We start from the raw sequence: 23,941 nt of genomic DNA on the forward strand, positions 1-23,941 counted from the left end.
TGACAGGCTCCTAGCGTGTCATATCGTTTAACGGACAGTAATAGTGCCAATTGTTGCTTCGTCGGTAGGAGCCTGATCAACGTACCACCATACTCCAACGGCCTCTTCGGCCCCGTAGGCCTGAGCGTAGCGGAAGCGGATCTGGTAAGTGCCGGGTTCGTTGGGTGCAACGATGTGAAAGTCTACATCTTGCTCGGTGATATCATTGTAATGAGGGTCAAGATATCGACCATCAACGACAATGGCATTGGCAATTGTTGTTTGAGCACCTATGCCATCAATACCAACAATAATCTGGACAATGCTGGCTTCTTCCCGGGGCCAGAGCCATTTGTAATGGGCATGGATGCCGACAGTTTCACCGGGTTTAACGTCGGCTTCAGTGCCTTGACCGTGGATATCTACGTTGCTGAAAGCGATGCCTGAATATTCAACGTCTGAAAATGCAGAGCAGGATAGAATGCACAGTAAACTGGCCATTACCCACTGCTTGAATAGGTTGTTTTTCATAAATTTCCCTCTGTTTTGGTTGTTTTAGTTACATGGTTTACTCCTTGTTTTGATTTCTGAAATTGATAAAAGTTCCACCAGTGGCGGGTTGTGGCTCTTTTAATTTTCGTGGGTGCGAGTTCGGCAGAGATTTATTGTCCATCGCTATGACTGGAGAGCCTTCTGGTGGTTTTTCAAGGCAAAAAAAAACGGGGTGGAAACCACCCCGTTCAGTTCAGTATCAACCCTTATTACAGGTTGCTTTCTTCAGTGCGCACCTGCGGAGCTTCCTGAGTTTCGCTTTCTGGCTCAACAGGCAGTTCGATCTGCTGAGTCTGGCGCTTTGCCCGGGGGTCGTTGTGAGCACGGCTGCGACGACGACGCGGCCTTTCAACGGTTTCATCATCAGAAGATGCTTCAGCTTCGCTGGCTTTAACCTCTGCTGTCTGGTCACGCTCAGCTGCTTGTGGTGCTTCTGCTGCTTTGCTCTCAGTCGCTAAAGGTTGTGGTGCCGTGGCAGCCTCAGCGGGCTTCTCCTGTTGGCTTTCATGAACAACGGCCTTGTCTTCATCAGACTGATTTAATGCCTGCTTCAGCATCTCTTCAGCTTCATTGGCGGTCATGGTCGGCTTGGGCTCGACAGCCTCTGCTTCCGCTACGGCTGGTTTCTCGAAAGCGGGTGGCATGGTTGCAAACGCTGGCTTATCTAGATTATGGGAAGCGGCAACGGCTTTTGCCATTTCTGTCATCTGAGGGCGTGGGGTTACCTTCTCCCGCTCAACGGTTGTTGCTTCTGCGGCGGCAACGGGCAGGTCAGTCTGGCGTTCTTGAGTGCTGGTCTCAACGGAGGCTTGTTCTGCTTTTTCCGATTGCGCTTCAGAATCTCCAGCTGTTGCAAGCTCAACTGTTGGCTCTTTATCGACAGAAGGCTGTTGATTGGCTGGTGAGTCGCTCTCAGCAGGGATTTCAGGTTCGCTGACTTCCTCAGGCGCAGACTGCTGAGTTTCCCTGAGACGGCGAGGGTCATTCTTCACTCTTCTGGAGCGACGAGGTCTCACTTCGTCCGGTGCTTCAGGGGTGTTGGCAACGGCTTGCTCTTCGACAGGAGCCTTGCTGGTTTCCTCTACCTTGTCCATTGGCATGGCCGGGGCTGCAGGAGCTTCCGGGGCAGCTGCTGCAGCTTTTCTGCTTTCCAGCTCAGGCTTCTCAATGCTGGCAAATGACTCTTTTTTGTCAGCACGCTTTTCCTGTGGAATGCTTTCCTGTGCGGCAGTTTCATGAACAGCAGGCGCATTTACTGCCCCTTTAGCGCTTTCAGGCAGCAGTGGCTGTAATTGCGGTTCATTCTGTTGCTGACGCTGAGACTGTCGGTTGTTGCGACGACGGGGTGCAGAGTTCGGGCGGCGTCGACGATCACCGGAGCCTTGTTCTGGTTCCTGGTCTTGGCGGCGTTCCTGTCTGGGTTCCCGTTGTTCCGCTACTTCCGGTTTGTCACGCTGGCGTCTTTCCTGCCTTTCAAAACGGTTTTCCTGGCTGCTGGAACGGTTGTCTGAACGTTCCTGCTGACTCTTTTTGCGCTCTTTCTGAGGACGGTTGCTGTCCTGTCTGTCGCGGCGCTGGGAATCAGTTCGGGTCTTTTTCCTGTTCTGGCCAGCTTGACTGTCACGACGCGCCGGTTGACGTTGCTGGGTGAGTTTGTCCTGGCCAGCGGATTTGTCGTCATCATTTTCCGGGTTGAAGAGGCTGCCGATGGACTTCAGCAGGCTGTCAATAAATCCGGGTTTTGCTTCAGGCGCTTTAATGGCGGGTGCAGGCTGTGCCGGGGCAACATTGCGCACGGCGGCCTGTTGTCTGGGCTGAGGCCTGGTGGCTGTGGTCAGCTCTTCCGGGCTGGCGTCTTCACCCTCAAGGATGATTTCGTAGCTGCTCTCGCGATCCTGAAGATTGTCGTCACGGAGGCGCTGGACATCGTAATGGGGAGTTTCCAGATTGGCATTTGGAATAACGATGATGCGGGCATCATGGCGCTTCTCGATCTTGGCGATCATTTTGCGCTTTTCATTCAGCAGAAATGCCGCCACCGGCACAGGAACCTGTGCGCGAATTTCGGACGTCTTGTCCTTCATGGCCTCTTCTTCCATCAGGCGCAGAATAGACAGGGCCAGAGACTCAATATCCCGAATCGTGCCCTGGCCTGAGCAGCGAGGGCAGACCACGCCACTGGTTTCACCCAGTGATGGGCGCAGACGCTGACGGGACATTTCCAGCAGGCCAAAGCGGGAGATACGGCTGGTTTGAACGCGGGCACGATCAACCGACAGCGCCTGACGAATGCGGTTCTCAACTTCCCGCTGATTCCGGTTGCTGCCCATATCGATGAAGTCGATAACAATCAGTCCGCCAATATCGCGCAGGCGCAGTTGGCGGGCAATCTCATCCGCCGCTTCGAGGTTGGTGTTATAGGCGGTTTCTTCGATATCGCCACCACGGGTTGCACGGGCGGAGTTGATATCAATGGACACCAGGGCTTCTGTTGGATCAATAACAATGGAGCCGCCGGATGGCAGTTTGACTTCACGCTGGAAGGCGGTCTCGATCTGGCTTTCAATCTGGAAGCGGTTGAACAGGGGGACGCTGTCTTTGTACAGCTTGATCTTGTTCTGGTACTGGGGCATGACCTGTTTAACAAAATCCAGGGCTTCTTGATAAACCTGGGTTTTGTCGATCAGTACTTCACCAACATCCTGGCGCAGATAGTCGCGGATAGCACGGATAATGACATTGCTTTCCTGGTAGATCAAAAATGGTGCGGGATTTTTATCGGCAGCATCTTTGATGGAGTTCCAGAGTTGCAGGAGATAGTCCAGATCCCACTGAAGGTCTTCTGTTGAACGGCCAAGGCCGGCTGTGCGAACGATGACGCCCATTTCGGCGGGGATGTCCAGCTTGCTCATGGCCTCACGCAGTTCAGCGCGCTCATCGCCTTCAATACGGCGTGAGATGCCACCGGCCCGTGGGTTGTTGGGCATCAGTACAAGGTAGCGGCCTGCCAGGCTGACCAGTGTGGTCAGGGCGGCACCTTTGTTGCCACGCTCTTCCTTATCGACCTGAACGATAACCTCGGTGCCTTCCTTGATGACTTCCTTGATGTTGGGACGACCACCAGTATGGCCGACGAAGTATTCCCGGGAGATCTCTTTTAAAGGCAGGAAGCCGTGTCGCTCTGCGCCAAAGTCCACAAACGCGGCTTCCAGGCTGGGCTCAACACGGGTGATTTTTGCTTTGTAGATGTTGGCTTTCTTCTGTTCGCGGGCTCCGGATTCGATATCCAGATCGAACAGGCGCTGCCCATCGACGAGTGCAACCCTCAGCTCTTCTTGCTGGGTTGCATTGATCAACATTCTCTTCATAGAGTACCAAATTGCTAATGGCTACCCTAAGCAGATGTTGGTGGCGAAAAGTTGTTCGTGACATTCGGTAAATCCAGCGCATTCATTGGTTTGACGGGCAATCCATCGTCTTTCCGGAAGCGCCCGGCCTGCCACCTGACGTATTCATGGTGGCTGGCAGTGCAACTGGTTTCCTTCAGCTTCTGTACAAACTCTCCGGTGCTACCCGAGTGTACACAGGCCAACAACCGCAGGAGAACGGTGTGGTCGGTGGTAACCAACTATCAGACTTACAGCCGGGCTTATTCAAGGGTAAGGCTGTAACGATATAGCAATCTGCATCCGTATGTTGACCGGATGCATAGTGGGGAGATGCGTTGATCGGGCGCTTCTGGCTGGTTGTGGATACGTTTACAGGTATCACTGAGCCTGTCACTAGCATATGACCCGTCCGCTGTTCTTCATCCCTGGTATCGGGAGCGCAACCTCTGTTCTTGGGTGGCACTGTTTATCTATCACGGCTGTGGCCGTGGTCTTTAATCGTTCAGCACCATGGCAGGAACTCATGCCCTCAGGGAGGGATGCAACTGGTTCATCTGCCATGATGTCTGCCTGAGCGGCTATTCCCGGAGTTACCTGGCCCGGACTTGTTCATCGGGTAAACGTAGCTCCGGTTTATTTTCGGCCCGGTTAGCGGAATTTAAGTGATGCTATCCCTTTCGGGTCATGCTCAGACTTCGTAAATCGAACTGCCTCTTCGGATAGTTACAAGGCAGTGCCACAACTATATCAGTAATCTGTAAGTGCTTCAAATGACACAAAGCTGATAACATTACCTGAAAGAAAATCGCGGTAATCCCTGAAAGTCTTTTTATCTCAACCGGTTAAGGTAGAGCTTTCGGGGCTGCAACTTGGCATAAACAGATATGTGGTTAGACGATTGAAACAAGCAAACGTTAACTTTATTACCATTGATGAGGATGCGGCTGGTCAGCGTGTTGATAATTTTCTGTTGCGGGTTCTTAAAGGTGTGCCCAAGACCAGGGTGTATCGTATCGTTCGCAAGGGTGAGGTACGGGTCAACAAAAAGCGGGTAAGCGCAGATTATCGCCTTGAATTGAACGATGTTGTTCGTATTCCTCCGGTCAGGGTGGCCGAAAGGGAGGCTCCGGTAAGGCCCGCTGACAGCGTGATCGCTCAATTGGAAAAAGCGGTACTTTATGAAGATGATCTGCTGCTGATTATCAACAAACCGTCCGGGCTTGCTGTGCATGGCGGCAGTGGTCTGTCTTATGGTGTAATTGAAGCGCTTCGCCAGCTACGGCCGGATAACCGCACGCTGGAACTGGCGCATCGCCTGGACCGGGACACCTCGGGTTGTCTGGTGATTGCCAAGCGCCGCAGTATGCTGCGTCACCTGCATAACCAGTTGCAGCAGAAAGAAAAAGTTGAAAAGCTGTATCATGCGCTGGTGGTGGGTAAGTGGCCAGCGAGAAAGCAGCTGGTCAATGCGCCGCTGTTGAAGAACGTGCTGCAGTCAGGAGAGCGGATGGTCCGGGTGCATGTGGATGGCAAAAAATCCCGAACAGCGTTTCGAGTACTGAACCGTTTTCCAAATATGACCCTGGTTGAGGCTTACCCCATCACAGGGCGGACCCATCAGATTCGGGTTCACTGTCTGCACGCAGGGCATCCCATTGCCGGGGATGAAAAATACGGTAAGGATTCAGACAATCAGTCCCAGAAGCAGTTTGGTCTTAAAAGGCTGTTCCTGCATGCCGCCAGTATCGAATTTGACCTGCTGGATGGTAAGCGATTGAAGGTTGAAGCGCCTTTGCCGGACGACCTGGCTGAGGTGTTGTCAGCTTTACAAGGGCTGGATGCCGAACCGAAGAATTGATAAATATGATCGTTTTTGAGTGAACCTGTTTAAGGGGTGATTATGCAAGACAAGTGGCGGGAGTCCTCGTCTGAGGCGCAGGATAGCCTGGACAGTAATCGAGCCTGGGATCTGGTGGATGCCCTGGCCAAAGGCTCGCTGCTGGAGCAGCAGCGTTCCCGGCGATGGGGTATATTTTTTAAGCTGCTGACCTTTGGCTGGTTGTTTTTCTCCGTTGCTGTCATTTATAACGCGACCAATATCAATGATGTGGTGATCAGTGATGGCTCCAGTGAGCATACGGCGCTGGTGGAGATTGATGGCCAGATTGGTGGTGGCGATGTGAATGCAGATGTCGTGGTGTCGGGATTACGCTCAGCCTTTGAGGATCCGGGCACTAAAGCGGTGATTTTGAGAATTAACAGCCCGGGTGGTAGCCCTGTTCAATCTGGCTATATCTATGATGAGATTCTCAGGCTGCGCGAACTGCACAAGGATACTCCTCTTTACGCGGTCATTATGGATATTGGTGCGTCTGGCGGCTACTACATTGCCGCTGCCGCTGATGAAATTTACGCTGACAAGGCCAGCCTGGTAGGGTCTATCGGCGTTATTTCCTCTGGTTTCGGTTTTGTCGGGGCGATGGAGAAGCTGGGGGTTACCCGCAGAACCTATACCTCCGGTGAAAATAAGGCATTCCTTGATCCATTCCAGTCCGTGGACCGTGAAGCTGCTGTCGAATGGCAAGCGTCGCTGGATACTATTCACCAGCAGTTTATTGACGCGGTAAAAAACGGGCGGGGTGATCGACTGGCTGATCGGGCGGATATCTTTTCAGGCATGGTCTGGTCTGGTGAACAGGCCAAAACACTGGGTCTGATTGATGGTCTGGGCAGTGCCGGTTATGTGGCCCGTGAAGTGGTGGGTGAAGAGGATATTGTTGATTACACCTTTCGCCTTTCACCATTGGAAAAATTTGCCCGGGATTTTGGGGCTGGTGTCAGCGCCACTTTGGTGGAAGCCCTGGGTGACGGTTTTCAGTTAATGTGATTTGATTACCGGGTCTGCTGTGCAAGACCCGGTGTATTTACCCTATCTGCCCAAAGGATAAACCCCTTCATTCATCAGCATGGTGGTCAGGGTGATCAGTGGCAGTCCAATCAGGCTGTCAGGATCATCGCCAGCCATTTTCTCGAACAGGGTTATGCCCAGTCCTTCACATTTGAAGCTGCCAGCGCAGTCCAGCGGACTTTCTGCATCTATATAGGTGGCAATCTGCGTGCTGGACAGTGTTCGGAACCAGACGGTGTAATCCACACAGGTCAGCTGATGCTCTGCTGTAGCGGTGTTCAGCAGGCAAAGTCCGGTGTGGAAAACCACCTGTCTGCCGCTGCAGTTGGACAGCTGTTGAATGGCTTGTTCCCGGGTTCCGGGTTTGCCCAGAATTCTATTGTCCAGCGCGGCGGTTTGGTCGGAGGCAATAATCAGGGTGTCCGGATGCTGATCTGCCAGTATCAGGGCTTTTTCCCGGGAAAGCCTGATGGCCAGCTCCCTGGCGCTCTCTCCGGGTTCAGGGGGTTCGTCAATGTCTGGTGAGGCCTGGCTGAACGTCAGGTTAAGTCGTTCAAGCAGGCTTTTTCGATAGGGTGAGCCTGAGGCTAGCAATATATTCATCGTTTTATGTTGTGCTGGTGGTGCGGGCAAAGGGTGCGGATAGTCGAGCACAGTATGCACGGTTACGAATTTTTGTAAAACACGCCTGCGCCATCCGGCAGCAGGTTGTGAAAAATACTGTCTTCAGGCATGTTATTCATGAAATAGTTGAAATTCTGATAAACCTCACCCGAAAAGGATGTTTGACAGCAAAGGGGCATCGCCCTATGATTGCGCGCTTATGTTATCAGGCCAATTACCAAAAACCATTGATCCGCGGAAACTCGCGCGTCAGGGGTTACAGTTTGAAGGTTCGCTGGCGCTTAAACAGTTTGATCGACTGGTGGCCAGTCTCGCTGACGATCAGGGCGAGGTGAAGGTCTTTCTTCATTTCTACATGAGCGAAGATCACCGAGTGGTTCTTGAGGGGCATGTTGAAGCGAATCTTAAAATGATTTGTCAGCGCTGCCTTGATGTAGCAGAACTTCCCGTGCGTTCAGACCTCAACCTGATGGGTGTATTGACCGATGAGCAGGCCCGGTCCCTGCCAGAGGGTTATGAACCCCTGATGCTCCAGGAGGAGCCGATGGAGTTAGTGCCCCTGCTGGAGGAAGAGCTTCTGTTGAGCCTTCCTATCGTGGCTTATCATCCGCCTGAAGCCTGCCAGGTTCAGCAGAACTTTACTACTGAATCTGATGAAGAGGCTGAGGCTTCCGCTGCCCGGGCAGAGGAAGAGAAAAAGCGTCGTAACCCGTTCAGTGTTCTGGCTAGTCTGAAAGCTGATCAGGATTAAAGTACTACCGAACCCAAATAGAGTTCCAGGCAAAGAATTTAGGAGAGTTGACACATGGCTGTTCAGCAAAACCGTAAAACCCGTTCCAAGCGTGACATGCGCCGTTCCCACGACAGTCTGACTGCTTCTCAGCTGTCTGTTGATGCGACTTCCGGCGAAACTCATCGTCGTCATCACATGACCGCTGACGGCTTCTACCGTGGCCGCAAAGTGCTTGAAGGTAAAGTCGGCGAGTGAGTCGTTGTATGCCAGGATGGTCAGCAGCTCCAGGACGGAGAATAGCGCTTGATGTTATGAGCGGGGACGAAAGTCCCCGTTCTCGTATCCGGGCTGCCCTCCGAGCCCTGGATGCTTATCCGGATCTTCATCTTTCCCTGGTAGGTGATCAGCAACTGATTACCGGTCACCTCTCTTCTATTGCTTTCGATCAGTCCCGCCTTACGGTTATTCATGCTGGTAAGACCATTGGCATGGATGAAAAACCCTCTTTTGCCCTGAGATCCAAAGAGGATAGCTCCATGTGGGTTGCCCTTGAGCAGGTGGCTGATGGCCATGCGGCTGCCTGCGTCAGCTCGGGGAATACGGGGGCTCTGATGGCCATGGGGCGATTTGCCCTGAAGACCTTTGTGGGTATTGATCGTCCCGCCATTGCCGGAGCTATTCCCTGTGCGGGTGGCAGTGTTCTGCTGCTGGATATGGGGGCCAATGTTGACTGTCCAGCCAATAGTCTTTATCAGTTTGCTGTGATGGGGTCTTTGCTGGCCGCTACTGTCAGGGGTATCAATGCTCCGAGGGTGGGGTTGCTGAACGTCGGCACTGAGGATATCAAAGGGAATGAACAGGTAAAGCTGGCAAATCGGCTGTTGAAAGAAGATGGTCGTTTGAACTACATCGGCTATATCGAAGGGAATGATGTGTTTGCCGGTGGCGCGGATGTGGTGGTCTGCGACGGTTTTGTTGGCAATATTGCCCTGAAAACCGGAGAGGGGGTTGCCGGTTTAATCCGTGACAGCCTGGTTGCCGCTTTTCAGCAGACGCTTTGGCGTCGGTTTCTCTCTCTGCTGATTGCGCCGGTCATGCGCAAAATCTATAAAAGCATTGATCCGGTAGTATACAACGGTGCCAGTTTTCTCGGGCTGCAGGGGATTGTGGTCAAAAGTCACGGTCACTCCGATGAAGAAGGTTTTTTTCGGGCTATCGGCGAGGCCGTCAGGGAAGTGGATAGTGATGTTCCCGGGCGGTTGGCAGAAGAGATAGAATTAATGCTGGGAGAGGGGTAAAGGTTAATGATGATTGAAAGCCATCCCTGGAAGATATGATCCGAAATAGCAGGTGAGCGTACATTACCGGCCCCGGAATAACAACAGGGCTACTGCCTCAAAAACAGACTGTTGGTTTTCCGGGTCTGGTAGCTGGTCTCTTGCCTCGGTTAAACAGGTTGTATTTTTCGCTGATCGTTTCTGAGTGAATGTTCCGGAAAAATAAGTTGCCCTGCATAGATCATTGTGACTGCCTTACTGAACTTATTGCCAAGGCTTTACCGTTAATAATGATCAATTGCAACTCCAGGTCAGAGATTGCACGGGATTTGCAGGTAATGGTATCTATAATATTTTGTGTTAATTATTCTGTGCTTATAATCATTTTTGGTTCTTTTTTGTTATTGGAAACATAAATTTACTTACCTTGTTGTCTATTTTTCCTATAATTGCCCCGGTTTTTTATTGGGAAGCGTATCTGGTCTTTGGGCTGACTGCATTAATCGGTGCGGTTGTACCGAGAGGTTCGCTTCGTATTCAATTGAATTTCAGGCCTCTCGGTAACAGGAGAGCCAAGCGAAAGAGCGGGTTGCAATGACGGATAAGCTTGCTTTTGTCTTTCCAGGACAAGGGTCCCAACAAGTTGGCATGATCGCTGACTATCTTTCAGAGCCAGTGGTGCGGGCAACGTTTGCTGAAGCCACCGGGGGGCTTGGTTTTGATCTCCTGAACATGGTTTCTGAGGGGCCTGCTGAGGCGCTGAATCAGACGGAGAATACCCAGCCTGCATTGCTGGTATCCAGTGTGGCTCTCTGGCGTCTCTGGTGTGAGCGTCAGGGCGAAGCGCCGTCGATGATGGCCGGGCACAGCCTGGGTGAATATTCGGCCCTGGTGTGTGCCGGTGCGATGAATTTTGCCGATGCCGTCAGTCTGGTTCGTCTGCGTGGACTGTTTATGCAGGAGGCGGTTGCCTCCGGTGCAGGAGCCATGGCTGCTATTATTGGCCTTGATGATGCAGATGTGGTTGCTGCCTGTGAGAAAGCGGCAGGTGATGAAGTGGTCGAGGCGGTCAATTTCAATGCCCCCGGTCAGGTGGTGATTGCCGGACAGGTTGCCGCAGTTAAACGTGTCATTGAGTCTGCCAAAGCAGCGGGTGCCAAAAGGGCGATTGAGCTGCCAGTCAGTGTTCCTTCTCATTGTGCCTTGATGAAGCCTGCTGCAGAGCGCCTGCAAAAAGCGTTGGACGGTATTGAGTTGATCGAGCCGGTGATTCCGGTGGTGCAGAATGTCTCTGCCAGTGTCTGTTCTGATCCGGCTCAGCTTAAGGCGAATCTGGTGGCTCAGCTGTACAGTCCGGTTCGCTGGGTTGAGTCTGTGGAAACCATGATGGCCGCTGGTGTTGGCCGGTTTGCTGAATGCGGCCCCGGTAAAGTGCTGGCTGGACTGAATAAACGTATTGCACGACGTGCGCCCATTGCTACGCTGGAGTCTGCTGACGCTATGGCTCAGATGCTGGCAGAAGCTAACCAATAAGGAACAGGCGGGAAATGACTGCTGAAAGAGAGCTGGATCGGTCCATTGCAGGAGATGGTTTGAAGGGGAAGGTTGCCCTGGTTACCGGTGCCAGTCGTGGTATTGGCAAAGCCATAGCATTTGCCCTGGGGAAAGCCGGAGCCATCGTGATTGGCACGGCAACGTCTGAGTCCGGTGCGGCGGCCATTACTGACGCTTTGCAGGCGGAAGGTATTCAAGGTCAGGGCATGGCCCTGAACGTAACTTCAGCGGATGAATGTCAGGCAGTGCTCAAGGTGATCTGCGCAGAATATGGCGCACCGTTGATTCTGATCAACAATGCCGGCATTACCCGTGATAATATCCTGATGCGCATGAAGGAGGAGGAGTGGGATGACGTTATTGATACTAATCTCAGTTCCATCTTCCGGATGAGTAAGGCTGTCCTGCGTGGCATGACTAAAGCTCGCTGGGGGCGGATAGTGAATATCAGCTCTGTCGTTGGTTCCATGGGTAACCAGGGGCAGGCAAATTATGCGGCAGCCAAGGCCGGTATTGAAGGCTTCACCAGGGCGATGGCCCGTGAAGTCGGTTCAAGAAGCATTACCGTGAACACCGTTGCTCCGGGCTTTATCGAAACCGATATGACCAGGGCGCTGCCTGAAGAGCAGCAGTCCTTCCTGCTTGGCCAGATTCCCCTGGCCCGGTTGGGGCAGCCGGAAGAAATTGCCGCTGCTGTTGCATTTCTGGTCAGTGAGCCTGCCGGGTATATCACTGGTGAGACCTTGCATGTCAATGGCGGCATGTACATGAATTAATCCTCCTTGGCCGGAACCTGTAGTAATGAGCAGGGCGAGGCAAGCCCTGTTCTAATGGGTTGGGTTTTGGGGTTTTGTTAAATCTGTTGTCAATTTGCGTGGATGGTCACCGGTTTTCCATGAACTGGCTTGAAATTCCCATAATTGACCATATACACTAGTTCACCTGTAGCCTCAGGCTGCACCGAATATCGATAGGAGCACAACAAGGTATGAGCACCATTGAAGAGCGCGTTAAGAAGATTGTTTGCGAACAGCTTGGCGTGAAGGAAGACGAAGTCACTAACAGTGCGTCATTCGTAGAGGATCTTGGCGCGGACTCTCTGGATACTGTTGAGTTGGTGATGGCGTTGGAAGAGGAATTCGAAACCGAGATTCCTGATGAAGAGGCTGAGAAAATCACCACTGTTCAGGAAGCAATTGACTACGTTGTTGCACACTCCTGATTCTGCCTTGATTTGCACAACTGTATCTTTGTGACACGCTTTCCCGATACATATTCTCTAGCGAAAGTATCCCCAAAGTATGTCACTCGAAAGCCGCACGACGATGGTCTGCGGCTTTTGTTGTTTATGGCAGTCTGCTGGCTATCGCGGTAAAAGCTGGCTGCGTGATGACATTAAGTAGTTGGCCAAATGGAATCGTATATTTCTGGCTAAGTGGGCAGTTACTATGCAAGGCACAACGAAGGGAGCATAGCCTTAGCTATGTGACCGGAGTTGTAACGCCGCACGACTGCATGGATGCAGGAGCTAGAGCAACGCAGGAGCAGTTGCCGGGAGTGACTGACCACTTAGTCAGAAAATATGATTTCATTTGGTTAACTACTTATCATCGTGTTGTTGTCGTTTTTTCATAGTCAGGCTGCTGTGGCGATGCTTTGATGTGAATGACGGTTCATTAAATCTATACGACAGGTCAGCAGGAGAGTCAGTCTTGTCGGAAGAAAAAAATACAGAACGATTGTCGCAGCGAATGCGTAGAAGGGTTGTTGTAACAGGCATGGGGGCAATAACCCCGGTGGGCAATAATGTCCATGACAGCTGGTCTGCCCTGTTAGCTGGGCGCAGTGGTATTGAAGCGATCTCCCATCTTGATACGAAAGGTTTCAGTGTATCTATCTGTGGCGCGGTCAAAGGTTTTGATCCTGACGGTGTTATCGATAAGAAAGATGCCCGTAAAATGGATGTCTTTATTCAATACGGTGTGGCTGCTGCTGCCGAGGCCATGGCTGACGCCGGTCTGGTGATTGATGATCACTGTGCGCACCGATATGGTGTGGCGATCGGCTCGGGTATTGGTGGTTTGACGTCTATTGAACAGAACCACTCCACACTGCTGAACAGCGGCCCGCGTCGAATATCCCCATTTTTTATTCCTGCTGCCATCGTCAATATGGCGGCGGGCTGGGTTTCCATGAAATACAATCTTCAGGGACCCAACTTTGCCACCTCTACAGCCTGTGCTACCGGCAGCCATGCCATTGCCCTTGCCGCGAGAACCATCGCTTATGGTGATGCCGATCTGATGGTGGCCGGCGGTGCCGAAAAAGGTTCGTCTGCGCTGGGCATGACCGGTTTTGCCGCAGCCCGTGCGCTCTCTACCCGTAACCATGAGCCTGAAAAAGCCAGCCGCCCGTGGGATGCGGATCGTGATGGTTTTGTCCTGGGGGATGGTGCCGGTATTCTGGTGCTGGAAGAGTACGAACATGCGGTTAAACGTGGTGCCAGGATTTACGCTGAGCTCAGTGGTGTTGGCATGAGTGGTGATGCCTGGCACATGACGTCGCCGCCAGAAGATGGTCGTGGTGCTGCGCGTGCCATGATGTCAGCCCTTGAAGATGCCGGTCTGGCACCTGAAAATGTGTCGTATATTAATGCCCACGGCACGTCCACACCGGCAGGGGATGTGGCTGAAACACTGGCGATTCATAAGGTGTTTGGTACCCACGCCGCGCGCTTGGCGGTCAGTTCCACCAAATCCATGACCGGCCATTTGCTGGGGGCTGCCGGGGCGGTGGAAGCGGTATTCAGTATCAAATCCCTGGTTGAAGGTGTGATTCCCCCGACCATCAATCTGGATCAGCCCGGCGAAGGCTGTGATCTTGATTATGTGCCGCACCATGCCAGGAAAATGCCGATGGATCATGTGCTCTCCAACTCTTTTGGCTTTGGCGGTACCAATGTAACCCTGGCATTTTCCAGATTAGACAGCTAAGAGGGGGTTCCGGGTGAGTGAGTATCCAGTCTGGGTGAATGGAGTACCTGAAAGTGTCCTGCCGGTTTCAGACCGTGGGCTGGCTTACGGGGATGGCTTATTTGAAACGGTTCGGGTTGCCGGTGGTAAGCCAACGCTGGCTGACTACCATTGGCGTCGTCTGCAACGCTCTTGCCAGCAGCTGGGTATTGCCGTGGATATTGAGCGATTGCTTGAGGAGGTGGATGCCTTTCTGTTGGATAACCGGGCCGATGACGGTGTGCTGAAGGTTATGATCACCCGGGGCAGCGGTGGACGCGGCTATAATCCTGAGGGTTGTCTCTCTTCGCGTCGGATTCTGTCACTCCACCCGCTGCCGTCAAGGTCCCGTGATCCCGCAGTGCATGGGGCACGGGTAAAGCTTTGTCAGATGCGTCTTGGGCGAAGTGACCTGGCAGGTCTGAAGCATCTGAATCGTCTGGAGCAGGTCCTGGCCAGAAGTGAATGGCAGGGCGATGCTTACGACGAAGGTCTGCTGTGTGACTTTGCGGGCAACCTGGTTGAAGGCACCATGAGTAATCTGTTTGTTGTGACCCATGAAGGTGACCTGGTGACTCCGGATCTGTCATTCCAAGGTGTGGCGGGGGTTTGTCGCGATTTTATCATTGAGTTTGCCCGTCATCGTGGGATGACGGTTAAAGAGCAGTCCGTACCCCGGGGGCTGGATGTTGCGGAAGTCTTTCTCTGCAACAGTGTCAACGGTGTCTGGCCTGTGATTGAATGCGAGGGAAGGGAGTGGGAGATTGGCCCACTGACTGTCCAAATTCGAGATTGTGTACTGGAAGAATTCAATGCTTAGGAAGTTGCTGCTGACACTGTTCGGTGGTTTGCTGTTGGCTCTGTTTCTGGTCCTGGCAGGTCTTGCAGCTGGCTGGTATGGTCTGCGCTGGTATGGTGATCAGCAGGTGCCGGTAACCAGTGAAGCCGGGTTTGTCATTGTTACGGGCGACTCGCTGGGACGTGTGGTGCAGCGACTGGCGGCAGACCGGCTGATTCAATATCCTGATATGTTTAAGGTCTTTGCCCGGGTCAAGGGGGTTGCTGCGGACCTTCATGCCGGGGAATACCTGATTGCTACCGGTACCACCTATCGGCAGCTGTTGCACAAGTTTGTTACTGGTGATGTTCGTTACTTCAGCGCGACCCTGGTGGAAGGCTGGACACTAAAAGAGTTGCTCGCAGACTTGAATAGCCACCCGAAACTGGCCGCTCCGGTAGAGCTGAACAAACTGCCAGCGGTGATGGGGGCGTTGCCCGGGGATGTACCGCAGACCGATAACCTGGAAGGGTTGTTCTATGCGGACACCTACAGCTTTGAAGCGGGGACGCCGGTGGCGTCAATTCTGCAAAGAGCCTATCAAAGGCTGCAATCCGTCCTTGCGGATGAGTGGGATCAAAAGGCCAAAAACCTGCCGTATAGATCCCCCTACGAAGCCTTGATTATGGCGTCGATTATTGAGAAAGAGACCGGTGTGCCATCCGAGCGGCCTGATATTGCCGGTGTCTTTATCCGACGTCTGGAAAAAAGGATGCGACTGCAGACCGATCCGACCGTTATCTACGGTATGGGTGATCGTTACCAGGGTGAATTGAATCGTCGTATGCTGCGGGAACGAACCGCCTATAACACCTATGTGATTCATGGTCTGCCGCCAACCCCGATTGCGACGGTTGGCCGTGAGGCCATTCAGGCGGCACTGAATCCGTCCAATGGGGAAACGCTTTATTTTGTTGCCCGTGGCGATGGTACTCACCACTTTTCCAAAACACTGGCTGAGCACAATCGCGCCGTCAGGAAGTATCAGATTACGGAACGGCGGAAAGATTATCGTTCTACGGTGCAATAGCAATACTAATGAAATTGAGAGATTGATGGGTTTTTTTCTGACGATTGAAGGCTGTGAAGGTGCCGGTAAAACCACCGCCAAAGAGGTTGTTCTGCAATGGTTAAAGGCTAATGGCCATGATGTTGTTGAAACCCGGGAGCCAGGTGGCACGCCATTGGCTGAACAGCTGAGAAGCCTGGTGCTGGCCGAACACGAAGAGACGGTGACGGATACTACCGAACTGTTGATGGTCTTTGCCGCGCGCAGCCAGAACCTCAGTCAGCGTGTCGAACCTGCACTGGCTGAGGGCAAGGTGGTGGTTTGTGACCGGTTTACCGATGCAACTTATGCCTATCAGGGTGGTGGTCGTGGTATCGATGAGCAGCGTATCGCGGTACTGGAGCAGCTGGTGCAGGGAGATCGCAGGCCGGATATGACGTTGCTTCTGGATATTGAGCCGGAACTTGGCCTGGCAAGGGCGAAAGGTCGGGCTATGGAGCAGGGTGGGGCGCTGGATCGGATTGAGCAGGAAGCGATCGAGTTCTTTCACCGCGTTCGCACTGTCTATCTGGAAAGGGCTGAGCGTTTACCCGATCAGTACGTTGTTATTGATGGCAGTCAGTCGATTCCAGAGGTTGAAGCACACATCATCAAGGTTTTGCAGCGTCGGCTTGGGAGTCAATAGCTCCACGGCCAAGGATAAAGGTTGGATTAATATTGAGTTCTGAATCAACTGATATGGTGAGTAACTTCTTGTCAAAGCCGTTACCCTGGCACGGGGTTCAGTGGCAACCACTGGTTCAGCGAATGCAGGCAGGCCTGCTTTCCCATGCCCTGCTGTTGAAGGGGGGCCCCGGGGTGGGCAAGGGTTATTTTGCCAGGGCTATGGCCACTCGTGTGCTTTGTCATCAAAACAGTGGTGATTACGCCTGTGGTCATTGCAAGAGCTGTGAGCTGGTAAAGGCGGGAACTCATCCTGACCTGCTGGCGGTTCAGCCTGAGGCGACAGGCAAGCCAATCAAGATTGACCAGATTCGTCAGGTCAATGAGTTTGCCCGTAAAACCGCCCAGCAGGGGGGGCGCAGGGTCATCGTTATTAACCCGGCGGAAGCGATGAATGTTAATGCCGCCAATGCATTGCTGAAAAGTCTGGAAGAGCCCGGCGGTGATACTCTCTTTATTCTGGTCAGTGCCCGCTCCGGAGATATGTTGCCGACCATCCGCAGCCGTTGTCAGATGGTGTCTTTTACTGTGCCGGATACTGTGCAGGCAAAAGCCTGGTTGTCGGATCATATTGCCGATCCTCTGGTGGTGGATCAGTTGTTGAGCCTTTCATCAGGTTCGCCCATGACCGCCAGGGCAATGTTTGATCATGATACGCTGGCAGTTCGAGGTCGTTTGTTCAATGCTATGCCCGAACTGTTTCGTGGGAATCTGACCCCTGTAGAAATGGCGAAAGAGTGGCATACGGGTAACCTGGTTGAACTGCTGGACTGGATGGGCAGCTGGCTGGATGATGCTGTAAAACTGAAACTGGCGGCCGATGAAAGCTGTGTTCGGAATCGTGATTTGATGAGAATGCTGGACTATATGGCTAAAAAAGTGGAAGCGGGTGATCTGCTGGTATTGCGCGATAAGATCATGCAACAGCGACAGCAATTGCTTGAGGGCGCTAACCTGAACAGTCAGATGTTGATGGAAGGTGTGTTCAGCGATTATCTTGAGCTGGTGATATAAATCGGGTTCTGAACCCGTTCAGAATTTGAATTCAGGAAAAAAGGAGAGGGCTGTCATGGGGAAAGGGATGCAGGGACTGATGTCTCTGACCATACGGGACACGGCATCACTCTATGAAGCGTATATGCCGTTTATCAGTGGCGGCGGGCTGTTTGTGCCAACTCACAAACATTACAACCTCGGGGATGACGTGTTTATTCGTCTGACGCTGATGGATGAGCCGGAGAAGATTCCTGTGCCGGGGAAGGTGGTTTGGGTGACGCCGATGGGGGCCCAGGGTGGCCGACAGGCAGGGATCGGTATTCAATTTAATGATCCGACTGACAGTGTCCGCAGTAAAATTGAGAAGCATATCGCCGGTGCCTTGTCGTCGAACCGCCATACCAACACAATGTGAGCGGTCTTTTGACAGTGTGCCCGAACCAGTCAGTGAAAAGGTCACGCTGCTCCAATGGCGACCCGGTCATCCTTAACTGACCGTGTGGGTTGCCTACACTTCCAGTTTCCGGAAATATCCGGTCTCTTTATTTCAGACATCCGGGCCAGCAGGCCTGGTAGCAGACTCATCAAAAAACCTCCTGACCCTGTGGCTGAAATTGGTTTTATGAAACCTGCGGTGCAAATTTGTCAGGGTTGAACTTTCAGGAGAGAAGAATGTTTATTGACTCCCATTGTCATCTCGACCGTCTGGATTTGAGTGCTTATGAGGGGAATCTTGACCTTGCAGTAGAGGCAGCCAGGGCGGCGGGTGTGGATCGTATGCTCTGTATTGGCATCGATCTGGCCAATGGTCCGGAAGTAGTATCACTGGCGGAGCGGTATGAGGATGTCTATGCCTCGGTTGGCGTTCATCCACTGGACTGCAAGGAGGTTGTGCCTGATATCGACGTTGTGCGCTCACTGGCCAACCATAAAAAAGTGGTTGCTATCGGTGAAACAGGGCTTGATTACTACTACGCCACCACCGAGGGGGCTCAGGCGGTTCAGCGGCAGTCCTTTATTAACCATCTTGAACTGGCCGCAGAACTGGTGTTGCCGGTGGTGGTGCATACCCGCGATGCCCGGGAAGATACTCTGGACTTTCTCCGTGAATACGGTTCCAGGGAGTCTGCCGGGGTGCTGCACTGCTTTACCGAGTCTCTGGAGATGGCAAAAGCGGCATTGGACCTGAATTACTACATTTCCATATCGGGTATTGTGACCTTTCGGAATGCGTCTGCGTTGCGGGCGGTGGTTGACTATTTACCCATGGATCGTTTGCTGATTGAAACAGACTCTCCCTATCTGGCACCGGTCCCCCATCGGGGCAAGTCGAATGAGCCAAGGTTCGTTGCCGATGTGGCACGATTTATTGCTGAGCTGAAAGGAGTGACACCCGAGGAGCTTGGAGAAAAAACGTCTGACAATTTCTATCGGCTGTTCCGCCGGGCAGTCTGATTGGTAAGCAATGGTCGTGTAACCTAGTACATGGTTTCAATGAGTTTGACGGGATGTCATGCCTCCGCACTTCGTTCGTCCTGAGCCTGTCGAAGGGCGGAAACTCCGGACTCTGATAGATCGTGCCAAGCACCCTTCGACTCCGCTCAGGGTGAACGGAGATTATACACCTCAAACTCATTGAAACCATGTACTAGTGCTATAAAGGAAAAATTATGTATCAGGTTTTGCATGATTGAAGGGTAAGTTGGCCGAGAATTCTCGCTGTTTTCTCTGCCAGGGAAGAGCGAGAAAAACTCTGGCGATTAGGGTATTTGTTGGTTATTTCTTATAGGTATTGGTAAAAATATCCTCCCTGTCAGTATGGCATATCACCTCCAGTCTATTTATAATTGCGCCACCATTTTCATCGGTGATGTTGCGGATTTAGGCTCAGATACGGAATTTCCGATCATGCTTCAGCTAATTATAAAGAACACAAGTTCTACAATTACGATGCTTGTCTATCTGGATGCCCATCAGAATTCGGCTGATTTTCAGCGGAGTTTTTTCTGTGTCTGATCGGATTGCCAGATTGCTTTCCGGGAATAAAACTGCGCAGCAGTAACCTTGAAAAAGGGGGTTTGCTATCAGCTTCTGCTGCCTGACCCTGAAGCTTTAGGCCTCAGGGTTTTGCCTTGCCCGGCGTGTTTGCTCCCCCCTTTCTCAAGTTGCTTATTGACCATAATGTGCAGTGCCCCGGCCAGTGTTCTGGTTAGCGGGAGTTTTGTTTTTGTGTTTTTCGTCAGGGAAGACTCAATGACCATGGCTTCCATAATTCGTTACGACAGTTCCGGATCACCGGAGAGACGGGTTACTCCTGACCTCAACTTGATTGATTAGGCGAAAGGTATGATCAAAATCAAACAGGGGCTGGATCTCCCGATCTCAGGATCGCCTGAACAAAGTATCTCGGAAGGCAGGGCGGCGCGCTCTGTTGCCGTGATTGGCTTTGATTATGTAGGTATGAAACCTACGATGGCGGTTGCTGTGGGAGATCGAGTTAAGAAAGGGCAACTGCTCTTTACCGATAAAAAGACACCGGGTATCCGGTACACTGCATTGGCTGGCGGTACAGTTTCAGCAATTAACCGTGGTGAAAAACGGGTGTTGCAATCCGTGGTGATCGATGTCGATGGCCAGGAAGAAGAAGAGACCTTTACAGCCTTCAAACCTGAAGAGCTGGCGGGTCTGACCGCTGAACAGGTGGAAGCGTTGCTGAATGAATCCGGTCTATGGACTGCCCTGCGCACCCGTCCGTTCAGCAAGGTACCCGTATTGGGAACCCGCCCGGCGTCGATCTTTATCACGGCGATTGATACTCACCCGCTGGCTGCCAATCCGGAAGTGGTGATCAGGGAACAGGCCGAGGCGTTTGAACAGGGTATCAATATCCTGGGTAAACTCAGTGGCGGCAAGATCTTCCTGTGCAAGGCACCGGGTGCCAACATTCCTGCGGGCATTGCCAACAGTGAAGAGTTTGCAGGTCCCCATCCCGCAGGTCTGCCAGGTACACACATCCACTTTCTGGACCCGGTTTCTGCCACCAAAACGGTTTGGCAGGTGGGTTATCAGGATGTTATTGCCGTCGGTAAACTGTTTACCACCGGTAAGCTGTTCACGGATCGTGTTGTCTCTCTGGCAGGGCCTCAGGTTGACAAGCCACGCCTGGTTCGTACCCGCCTGGGTGCCTCTACCGATGAAATCACTGCCGGTGAACTGAAGCCTGCCACCAACCGTATTATTTCTGGATCGGTATTTGGCGGTCGCACTGCCAAAGGTCCATTTGCTTACCTGGGACGTTACCATAATCAGGTTTCCGTTCTGGAAGATAGTGACGAGCGTCTGTTCCTGGGCTGGGTCAACCCAACGGTGGATCGCTTCTCCATTCTGCGGGTTATGACCTCCGGCCTGAGCAAGAGCCGCCTGTTCAACTTCACCACAACGACAAACGGTGGTGAGCGTGCGATGGTACCCGTAGGCAACTACGAAAAGATGATGCCTCTGGATATCCTGGCGACTCAGCTGCTTCGTGCCATTATTGTCGGTGACACCGAGACTGCTCAGAAACTGGGTGCCCTTGAGCTGGAAGAGGAAGACCTGGCTCTCTGCACATTCGTTTGTGCGGGTAAGTATGAGTACGGCCCCCTGCTGCGTGACAACCTGACCCGTATTGAGCTGGAGGGGTAATCAGTGAAGCCATTAAGAAATCTCCTTGACTCGATGGAACCCCATTTCGTCAAGGGCGGTAAATACGAAAAATTCTATGCGCTGTATGAAGCCGCTGACACGCTGTTCTATACACCGCTGGACAAAACCCATAACACCAGCCACGTGCGTGATGCGGTTGATCTGAAGCGCATGATGGGGCTGGTCTGGTTATGTACCTTCCCGGCCATGTTCTTCGGTATGTGGAACGTGGGTTATCAGGCAAACACGGCCATTGCCAATGGTCTGGGCACTGTCCCGGCTGACTGGCACGGTATGCTGATTGCCATGCTGGCCGGTAATGATCCTGCCAGTATCCTGGATAACCTGATCTATGGTGCTGTTCACTTTCTGCCCATCTACGCCGTGACTTTCTTTGTCGGTGGTTTCTGGGAAGTGCTGTTTGCCATTATCCGTAAGCATGAAGTGAATGAAGGTTTCTTCGTTACCTCCGTGCTGTTTGCCCTGATTGTGCCACCCTCCATCCCGCTCTGGCAGGTAGCCCTGGGTATCTCCTTCGGTGTCGTTATCGGTAAGGAAGTATTCGGCGGTACGGGCAAGAACTTCCTGAACCCGGCGCTGACTGGCCGTGCGTTCCTGTTCTTCGCATATCCGGCGCAGATTTCCGGTGACCTGGTATGGACTGCGGCTGACGGCTTCTCCGGTGCCACCATGTTGAGCGTTACCCAGCAGGGCGGTATGGAAGCACTGCAACAGTCCATCAGTTGGATCCAGGCGTTTGTTGGCGTGATGCAGGGTTCTGTAGGCGAGACATCGACACTGGCCATCTTTATCGGTGGTGCGGTTCTGCTGTTCTCTGGTATTGCTTCCTGGAGAATTGTCGCGGGTACCATGATCGGTATGATTGCCCTGTCTACCCTGTTCAACATGATCGGTTCTGATACCAATTACATGTTCCATATGCCCTGGTACTGGCACATGGTCCTGGGTGGATTTGCCTTCGGTCTGATCTTCATGACCACGGATCCGGTATCGGCGTCCATGACTAACCAGGGCCGCTGGTTCTACGGTGCACTGATTGGTGTCATGGTTGTCCTGATTCGAGTGGTGAACCCTGCGTATCCGGAAGGGATGATGCTGGCCATTCTGTTTGCCAACCTGTTTGCGCCGCTGATTGACCACTTTGTGGTAGAGGCCAATATCAAGCGTCGGGAGGCTCGGGCCTGATGGGAAACGATACGATTAAAAAGACGCTGCTGGTCACGGTGGTACTGTCACTGATCTGTTCGGTGCTGGTATCCATGGCGGCAGTATTTCTGAAGCCGGTTCAGGACCGGAACATCAAGCTGGACGTTCAGCGTAACATTCTGGATATCGCCGGTCTGAGCAGTGATGCCAGAGCGCTGAGTCCCGCTGAAATTGCTGAGCTTTACCAGCAGATCCAACCACGACTGGTGGATCTGAAAACCGGTAAGTTTGTTGATGATGCCAATGGCCTGACCGTTGATCAGTACGACCAGCGTACTGCCGCCAAAGATGCCAAGGCTTCCAGAGCCCTGGGCAGTGCTGACATCGCCGGTATTTCCCGCCAGGCTGACGTTGCCAAGGTCTACCTGGTGGAGCAGGATGGCCAGATGCAGACCCTGATCCTGCCGGTTCACGGCCGTGGCCTGTGGTCTACCATGTACGGATTCCTGGCGCTGGAAAACAACCTGAACACCGTGAAAGGTTTCGGATTCTTTGAGCAGGCGGAAACCCCCGGACTGGGCGGTGAAGTCAGCAACCCGGTCTGGAAATCCCGCTGGGTTGGCAAGGAAATCTACGGTGTTGATGGCAAGGTGGCATTGCACGTGGTCAAAGGTGGCGTTGATACAGCCAGCCCGGGAGCCGTAAACCAGATTGATGGCCTGGCTGGAGCCACGTTGACTTCCAATGGCGTCAGCAATCTGATCAAGTTCTGGTTGTCCGATGCCGGCTTTAAACTGTTCCTGAATAATCTGAAAGCGGGGAATGCATAATGTCTGTGAAGACCAAAGATATCCTGCTGGAACCGGTTGTTAAGAATAACCCTATTACCCTGCAGATTCTGGGTATCTGTTCGGCGCTGGCGGTCACCACCAGCATGCAGGTCAGCCTGGTTATGGCACTGGCGGTTATCGGGGTAACCACCTGTTCCAACCTGGCGGTTTCCCTGATCCGTAACCACATTCCCAACAGCATCCGTATTATCTGTCAGATGACGGTTATCGCCTCGCTGGTCATTGTGGTTGACCAGATCCTGAAAGCTTACGCTTACGACATCTCCAAGCAGTTGTCGGTATTCGTTGGCCTGATCATTACCAACTGTATCGTCATGGGTCGGGCGGAAGCCTTCGCCATGAAGAACGGTCCAATGCTGTCAGCCCTGGACGGTTTCGGTAACGGTCTGGGCTATGGCTGTGTGCTGATGATTGTTGCTTTCTTCCGTGAGCTGTTTGGTGCTGGGAACCTGTTTGGTATGGAGATCTTCGCAACCGTAAACAACGGTGGCTGGTATGTTCCCAATGGCCTGATGCTGCTGGCACCCAGTGCCTTCTTCCTGATCGGTCTGCTGATCTGGGCGATTCGCAGCTGGAAGACAGACCAGGTTGAAGAGGTGGAATTCAAGATTGCACCTAATACCAAATTCAGTGAGGCGCACTAAGT

Annotated in this window: 23 protein-coding genes; 19 read left to right on the forward strand and 4 right to left on the reverse strand. The window is 52.7% G+C overall.

Annotated features, from left to right (window positions below; translation table 11 throughout):
• Positions 1-27: 27 nt before the first annotated feature.
• Positions 28-510 (reverse strand): hypothetical protein, encoded by a 483-nt coding sequence (locus tag ACO6V1_RS06540; RefSeq protein ID WP_422448807.1) that lies wholly within the window; start codon positions 508-510, stop codon positions 28-30.
• A 230-nt stretch (positions 511-740) separates the two neighbouring features.
• The gene (gene rne, locus ACO6V1_RS06545) at positions 741-3,899 is read right to left on the reverse strand and encodes a ribonuclease E (RefSeq protein ID WP_422466252.1); all 3,159 of its coding nucleotides are present in this window, start codon (positions 3,897-3,899) and stop codon (positions 741-743) included.
• Positions 3,900-4,818: 919 nt separating this feature from the next.
• Here rne and rluC point away from each other — a divergent pair.
• A complete protein-coding gene (rluC, locus tag ACO6V1_RS06550; RefSeq protein ID WP_422448803.1) occupies positions 4,819-5,778 on the forward strand; it encodes a 23S rRNA pseudouridine(955/2504/2580) synthase RluC in 960 nt (319 codons plus the stop codon).
• Positions 5,779-5,820: 42 nt separating this feature from the next.
• Positions 5,821-6,807, forward strand: a complete 987-nt coding sequence (locus ACO6V1_RS06555) for a S49 family peptidase (protein ID WP_422466254.1) — start codon at positions 5,821-5,823, stop codon at positions 6,805-6,807.
• Positions 6,808-6,849: 42 nt separating this feature from the next.
• Here the strand turns inward: ACO6V1_RS06555 and ACO6V1_RS06560 are convergent, their stop codons facing one another.
• Positions 6,850-7,431: a Maf family protein gene (locus ACO6V1_RS06560; protein ID WP_422459875.1), complete on the reverse strand. Its 582-nt coding sequence runs from the start codon at positions 7,429-7,431 to the stop codon at positions 6,850-6,852.
• A 178-nt stretch (positions 7,432-7,609) separates the two neighbouring features.
• Between ACO6V1_RS06560 and ACO6V1_RS06565 the strand changes: the two genes are divergently transcribed.
• The 12 genes from ACO6V1_RS06565 (at position 7,610) to ACO6V1_RS06620 (ending at position 18,008) form a co-directional block, all read left to right on the forward strand.
• Positions 7,610-8,203, forward strand: coding sequence for a YceD family protein (locus tag ACO6V1_RS06565; RefSeq protein WP_422459873.1), 594 nt, complete (start codon positions 7,610-7,612; stop codon positions 8,201-8,203).
• Positions 8,204-8,257: 54 nt separating this feature from the next.
• Entirely contained in the window at positions 8,258-8,440 is a 183-nt protein-coding gene (rpmF, locus tag ACO6V1_RS06570; protein ID WP_209276529.1) for a 50S ribosomal protein L32, read from the forward strand.
• An 8-nt stretch (positions 8,441-8,448) separates the two neighbouring features.
• A complete protein-coding gene (gene plsX, locus ACO6V1_RS06575) occupies positions 8,449-9,483 on the forward strand; it encodes a phosphate acyltransferase PlsX (protein WP_422459997.1) in 1,035 nt (344 codons plus the stop codon).
• Between the two features lie 573 nt (positions 9,484-10,056).
• Positions 10,057-10,995 (forward strand): ACP S-malonyltransferase, encoded by a 939-nt coding sequence (fabD, locus tag ACO6V1_RS06580; RefSeq protein WP_422448795.1) that lies wholly within the window; start codon positions 10,057-10,059, stop codon positions 10,993-10,995.
• 14 nt (positions 10,996-11,009) lie between these two features.
• Positions 11,010-11,792 (forward strand): 3-oxoacyl-ACP reductase FabG, encoded by a 783-nt coding sequence (gene fabG, locus ACO6V1_RS06585; RefSeq protein WP_422448793.1) that lies wholly within the window; start codon positions 11,010-11,012, stop codon positions 11,790-11,792.
• Between the two features lie 212 nt (positions 11,793-12,004).
• Positions 12,005-12,238: an acyl carrier protein gene (gene acpP, locus ACO6V1_RS06590; RefSeq protein ID WP_020582918.1), complete on the forward strand. Its 234-nt coding sequence runs from the start codon at positions 12,005-12,007 to the stop codon at positions 12,236-12,238.
• A 529-nt stretch (positions 12,239-12,767) separates the two neighbouring features.
• Entirely contained in the window at positions 12,768-14,009 is a 1,242-nt protein-coding gene (gene fabF / locus ACO6V1_RS06595; protein ID WP_422449563.1) for a beta-ketoacyl-ACP synthase II, read from the forward strand.
• A gap of 13 nt (positions 14,010-14,022) precedes the next feature.
• Positions 14,023-14,847 (forward strand): aminodeoxychorismate lyase, encoded by an 825-nt coding sequence (gene pabC, locus ACO6V1_RS06600; protein ID WP_422448790.1) that lies wholly within the window; start codon positions 14,023-14,025, stop codon positions 14,845-14,847.
• Positions 14,840-15,895 (forward strand): endolytic transglycosylase MltG, encoded by a 1,056-nt coding sequence (gene mltG / locus ACO6V1_RS06605; protein WP_422448788.1) that lies wholly within the window; start codon positions 14,840-14,842, stop codon positions 15,893-15,895. The genes pabC and mltG overlap by 8 nt, the downstream gene beginning before the upstream one ends.
• 22 nt (positions 15,896-15,917) lie before the next feature.
• Positions 15,918-16,559 carry a dTMP kinase gene (gene tmk / locus ACO6V1_RS06610; protein ID WP_422466256.1) on the forward strand — a complete coding sequence of 214 codons (642 nt, stop codon included), beginning with the start codon at positions 15,918-15,920 and terminating at the stop codon, positions 16,557-16,559.
• Between the two features lie 68 nt (positions 16,560-16,627).
• Positions 16,628-17,611, forward strand: coding sequence for a DNA polymerase III subunit delta' (locus ACO6V1_RS06615; RefSeq protein ID WP_422448784.1), 984 nt, complete (start codon positions 16,628-16,630; stop codon positions 17,609-17,611).
• A 55-nt stretch (positions 17,612-17,666) separates the two neighbouring features.
• Positions 17,667-18,008: a PilZ domain-containing protein gene (locus ACO6V1_RS06620; RefSeq protein ID WP_422448782.1), complete on the forward strand. Its 342-nt coding sequence runs from the start codon at positions 17,667-17,669 to the stop codon at positions 18,006-18,008.
• A gap of 41 nt (positions 18,009-18,049) precedes the next feature.
• Here the strand turns inward: ACO6V1_RS06620 and ACO6V1_RS06625 are convergent, their stop codons facing one another.
• Complete coding sequence (locus ACO6V1_RS06625; protein ID WP_422448780.1) at positions 18,050-18,178, reverse strand: hypothetical protein; 129 nt, start codon at positions 18,176-18,178, stop codon at positions 18,050-18,052.
• Between the two features lie 87 nt (positions 18,179-18,265).
• Here ACO6V1_RS06625 and ACO6V1_RS06630 point away from each other — a divergent pair, with 87 nt between their 5' ends.
• The 5 genes from ACO6V1_RS06630 (at position 18,266) to ACO6V1_RS06650 (ending at position 23,939) form a co-directional block, all read left to right on the forward strand.
• A complete protein-coding gene (locus ACO6V1_RS06630) occupies positions 18,266-19,048 on the forward strand; it encodes a TatD family hydrolase (protein ID WP_422448778.1) in 783 nt (260 codons plus the stop codon).
• Positions 19,049-19,939: 891 nt separating this feature from the next.
• Complete coding sequence (locus ACO6V1_RS06635) at positions 19,940-21,277, forward strand: Na(+)-translocating NADH-quinone reductase subunit A (RefSeq protein WP_422448776.1); 1,338 nt, start codon at positions 19,940-19,942, stop codon at positions 21,275-21,277.
• Positions 21,278-21,310: 33 nt separating this feature from the next.
• Complete coding sequence (locus ACO6V1_RS06640) at positions 21,311-22,483, forward strand: NADH:ubiquinone reductase (Na(+)-transporting) subunit B (RefSeq protein ID WP_101749066.1); 1,173 nt, start codon at positions 21,311-21,313, stop codon at positions 22,481-22,483.
• Positions 22,483-23,274: a Na(+)-translocating NADH-quinone reductase subunit C gene (locus ACO6V1_RS06645; RefSeq protein WP_422459861.1), complete on the forward strand. Its 792-nt coding sequence runs from the start codon at positions 22,483-22,485 to the stop codon at positions 23,272-23,274. Before ACO6V1_RS06640 ends, ACO6V1_RS06645 begins: the two co-directional genes overlap by 1 nt.
• On the forward strand, positions 23,274-23,939 hold the full coding sequence (locus ACO6V1_RS06650; RefSeq protein WP_422448772.1) for an NADH:ubiquinone reductase (Na(+)-transporting) subunit D: 666 nt from the start codon (positions 23,274-23,276) through the stop codon (positions 23,937-23,939). Before ACO6V1_RS06645 ends, ACO6V1_RS06650 begins: the two co-directional genes overlap by 1 nt.
• Positions 23,940-23,941 lie beyond the last annotated feature (2 nt).

Source organism: Endozoicomonas sp. ALC013, assembly GCF_049310205.1.
Taxonomy (GTDB): Bacteria; Pseudomonadota; Gammaproteobacteria; order Pseudomonadales; family Endozoicomonadaceae; genus Endozoicomonas.

Coding starts and splice junctions, on each gene's coding strand:
- ACO6V1_RS06540 (WP_422448807.1), bottom strand. CDS start 510: ATGAAAAACAACCTATTCAAGCAGTGGGTAATGGCCAGTTTACTGTGC.
- ACO6V1_RS06630 (WP_422448778.1), top strand. CDS start 18,266: ATGTTTATTGACTCCCATTGTCATCTCGACCGTCTGGATTTGAGTGCT.
- ACO6V1_RS06640 (WP_101749066.1), top strand. CDS start 21,311: ATGGAACCCCATTTCGTCAAGGGCGGTAAATACGAAAAATTCTATGCG.
- ACO6V1_RS06555 (WP_422466254.1), top strand. CDS start 5,821: ATGCAAGACAAGTGGCGGGAGTCCTCGTCTGAGGCGCAGGATAGCCTG.
- ACO6V1_RS06620 (WP_422448782.1), top strand. CDS start 17,667: ATGGGGAAAGGGATGCAGGGACTGATGTCTCTGACCATACGGGACACG.
- ACO6V1_RS06625 (WP_422448780.1), bottom strand. CDS start 18,178: ATGAGTCTGCTACCAGGCCTGCTGGCCCGGATGTCTGAAATAAAGAGA.
- acpP (WP_020582918.1), top strand. CDS start 12,005: ATGAGCACCATTGAAGAGCGCGTTAAGAAGATTGTTTGCGAACAGCTT.
- plsX (WP_422459997.1), top strand. CDS start 8,449: ATGCCAGGATGGTCAGCAGCTCCAGGACGGAGAATAGCGCTTGATGTT.
- ACO6V1_RS06560 (WP_422459875.1), bottom strand. CDS start 7,431: ATGAATATATTGCTAGCCTCAGGCTCACCCTATCGAAAAAGCCTGCTT.
- fabF (WP_422449563.1), top strand. CDS start 12,768: ATGCGTAGAAGGGTTGTTGTAACAGGCATGGGGGCAATAACCCCGGTG.
- ACO6V1_RS06635 (WP_422448776.1), top strand. CDS start 19,940: ATGATCAAAATCAAACAGGGGCTGGATCTCCCGATCTCAGGATCGCCT.
- rpmF (WP_209276529.1), top strand. CDS start 8,258: ATGGCTGTTCAGCAAAACCGTAAAACCCGTTCCAAGCGTGACATGCGC.
- ACO6V1_RS06650 (WP_422448772.1), top strand. CDS start 23,274: ATGTCTGTGAAGACCAAAGATATCCTGCTGGAACCGGTTGTTAAGAAT.
- fabG (WP_422448793.1), top strand. CDS start 11,010: ATGACTGCTGAAAGAGAGCTGGATCGGTCCATTGCAGGAGATGGTTTG.
- rne (WP_422466252.1), bottom strand. CDS start 3,899: ATGAAGAGAATGTTGATCAATGCAACCCAGCAAGAAGAGCTGAGGGTT.
- ACO6V1_RS06645 (WP_422459861.1), top strand. CDS start 22,483: ATGGGAAACGATACGATTAAAAAGACGCTGCTGGTCACGGTGGTACTG.
- mltG (WP_422448788.1), top strand. CDS start 14,840: ATGCTTAGGAAGTTGCTGCTGACACTGTTCGGTGGTTTGCTGTTGGCT.
- ACO6V1_RS06565 (WP_422459873.1), top strand. CDS start 7,610: ATGTTTGACAGCAAAGGGGCATCGCCCTATGATTGCGCGCTTATGTTA.
- fabD (WP_422448795.1), top strand. CDS start 10,057: ATGACGGATAAGCTTGCTTTTGTCTTTCCAGGACAAGGGTCCCAACAA.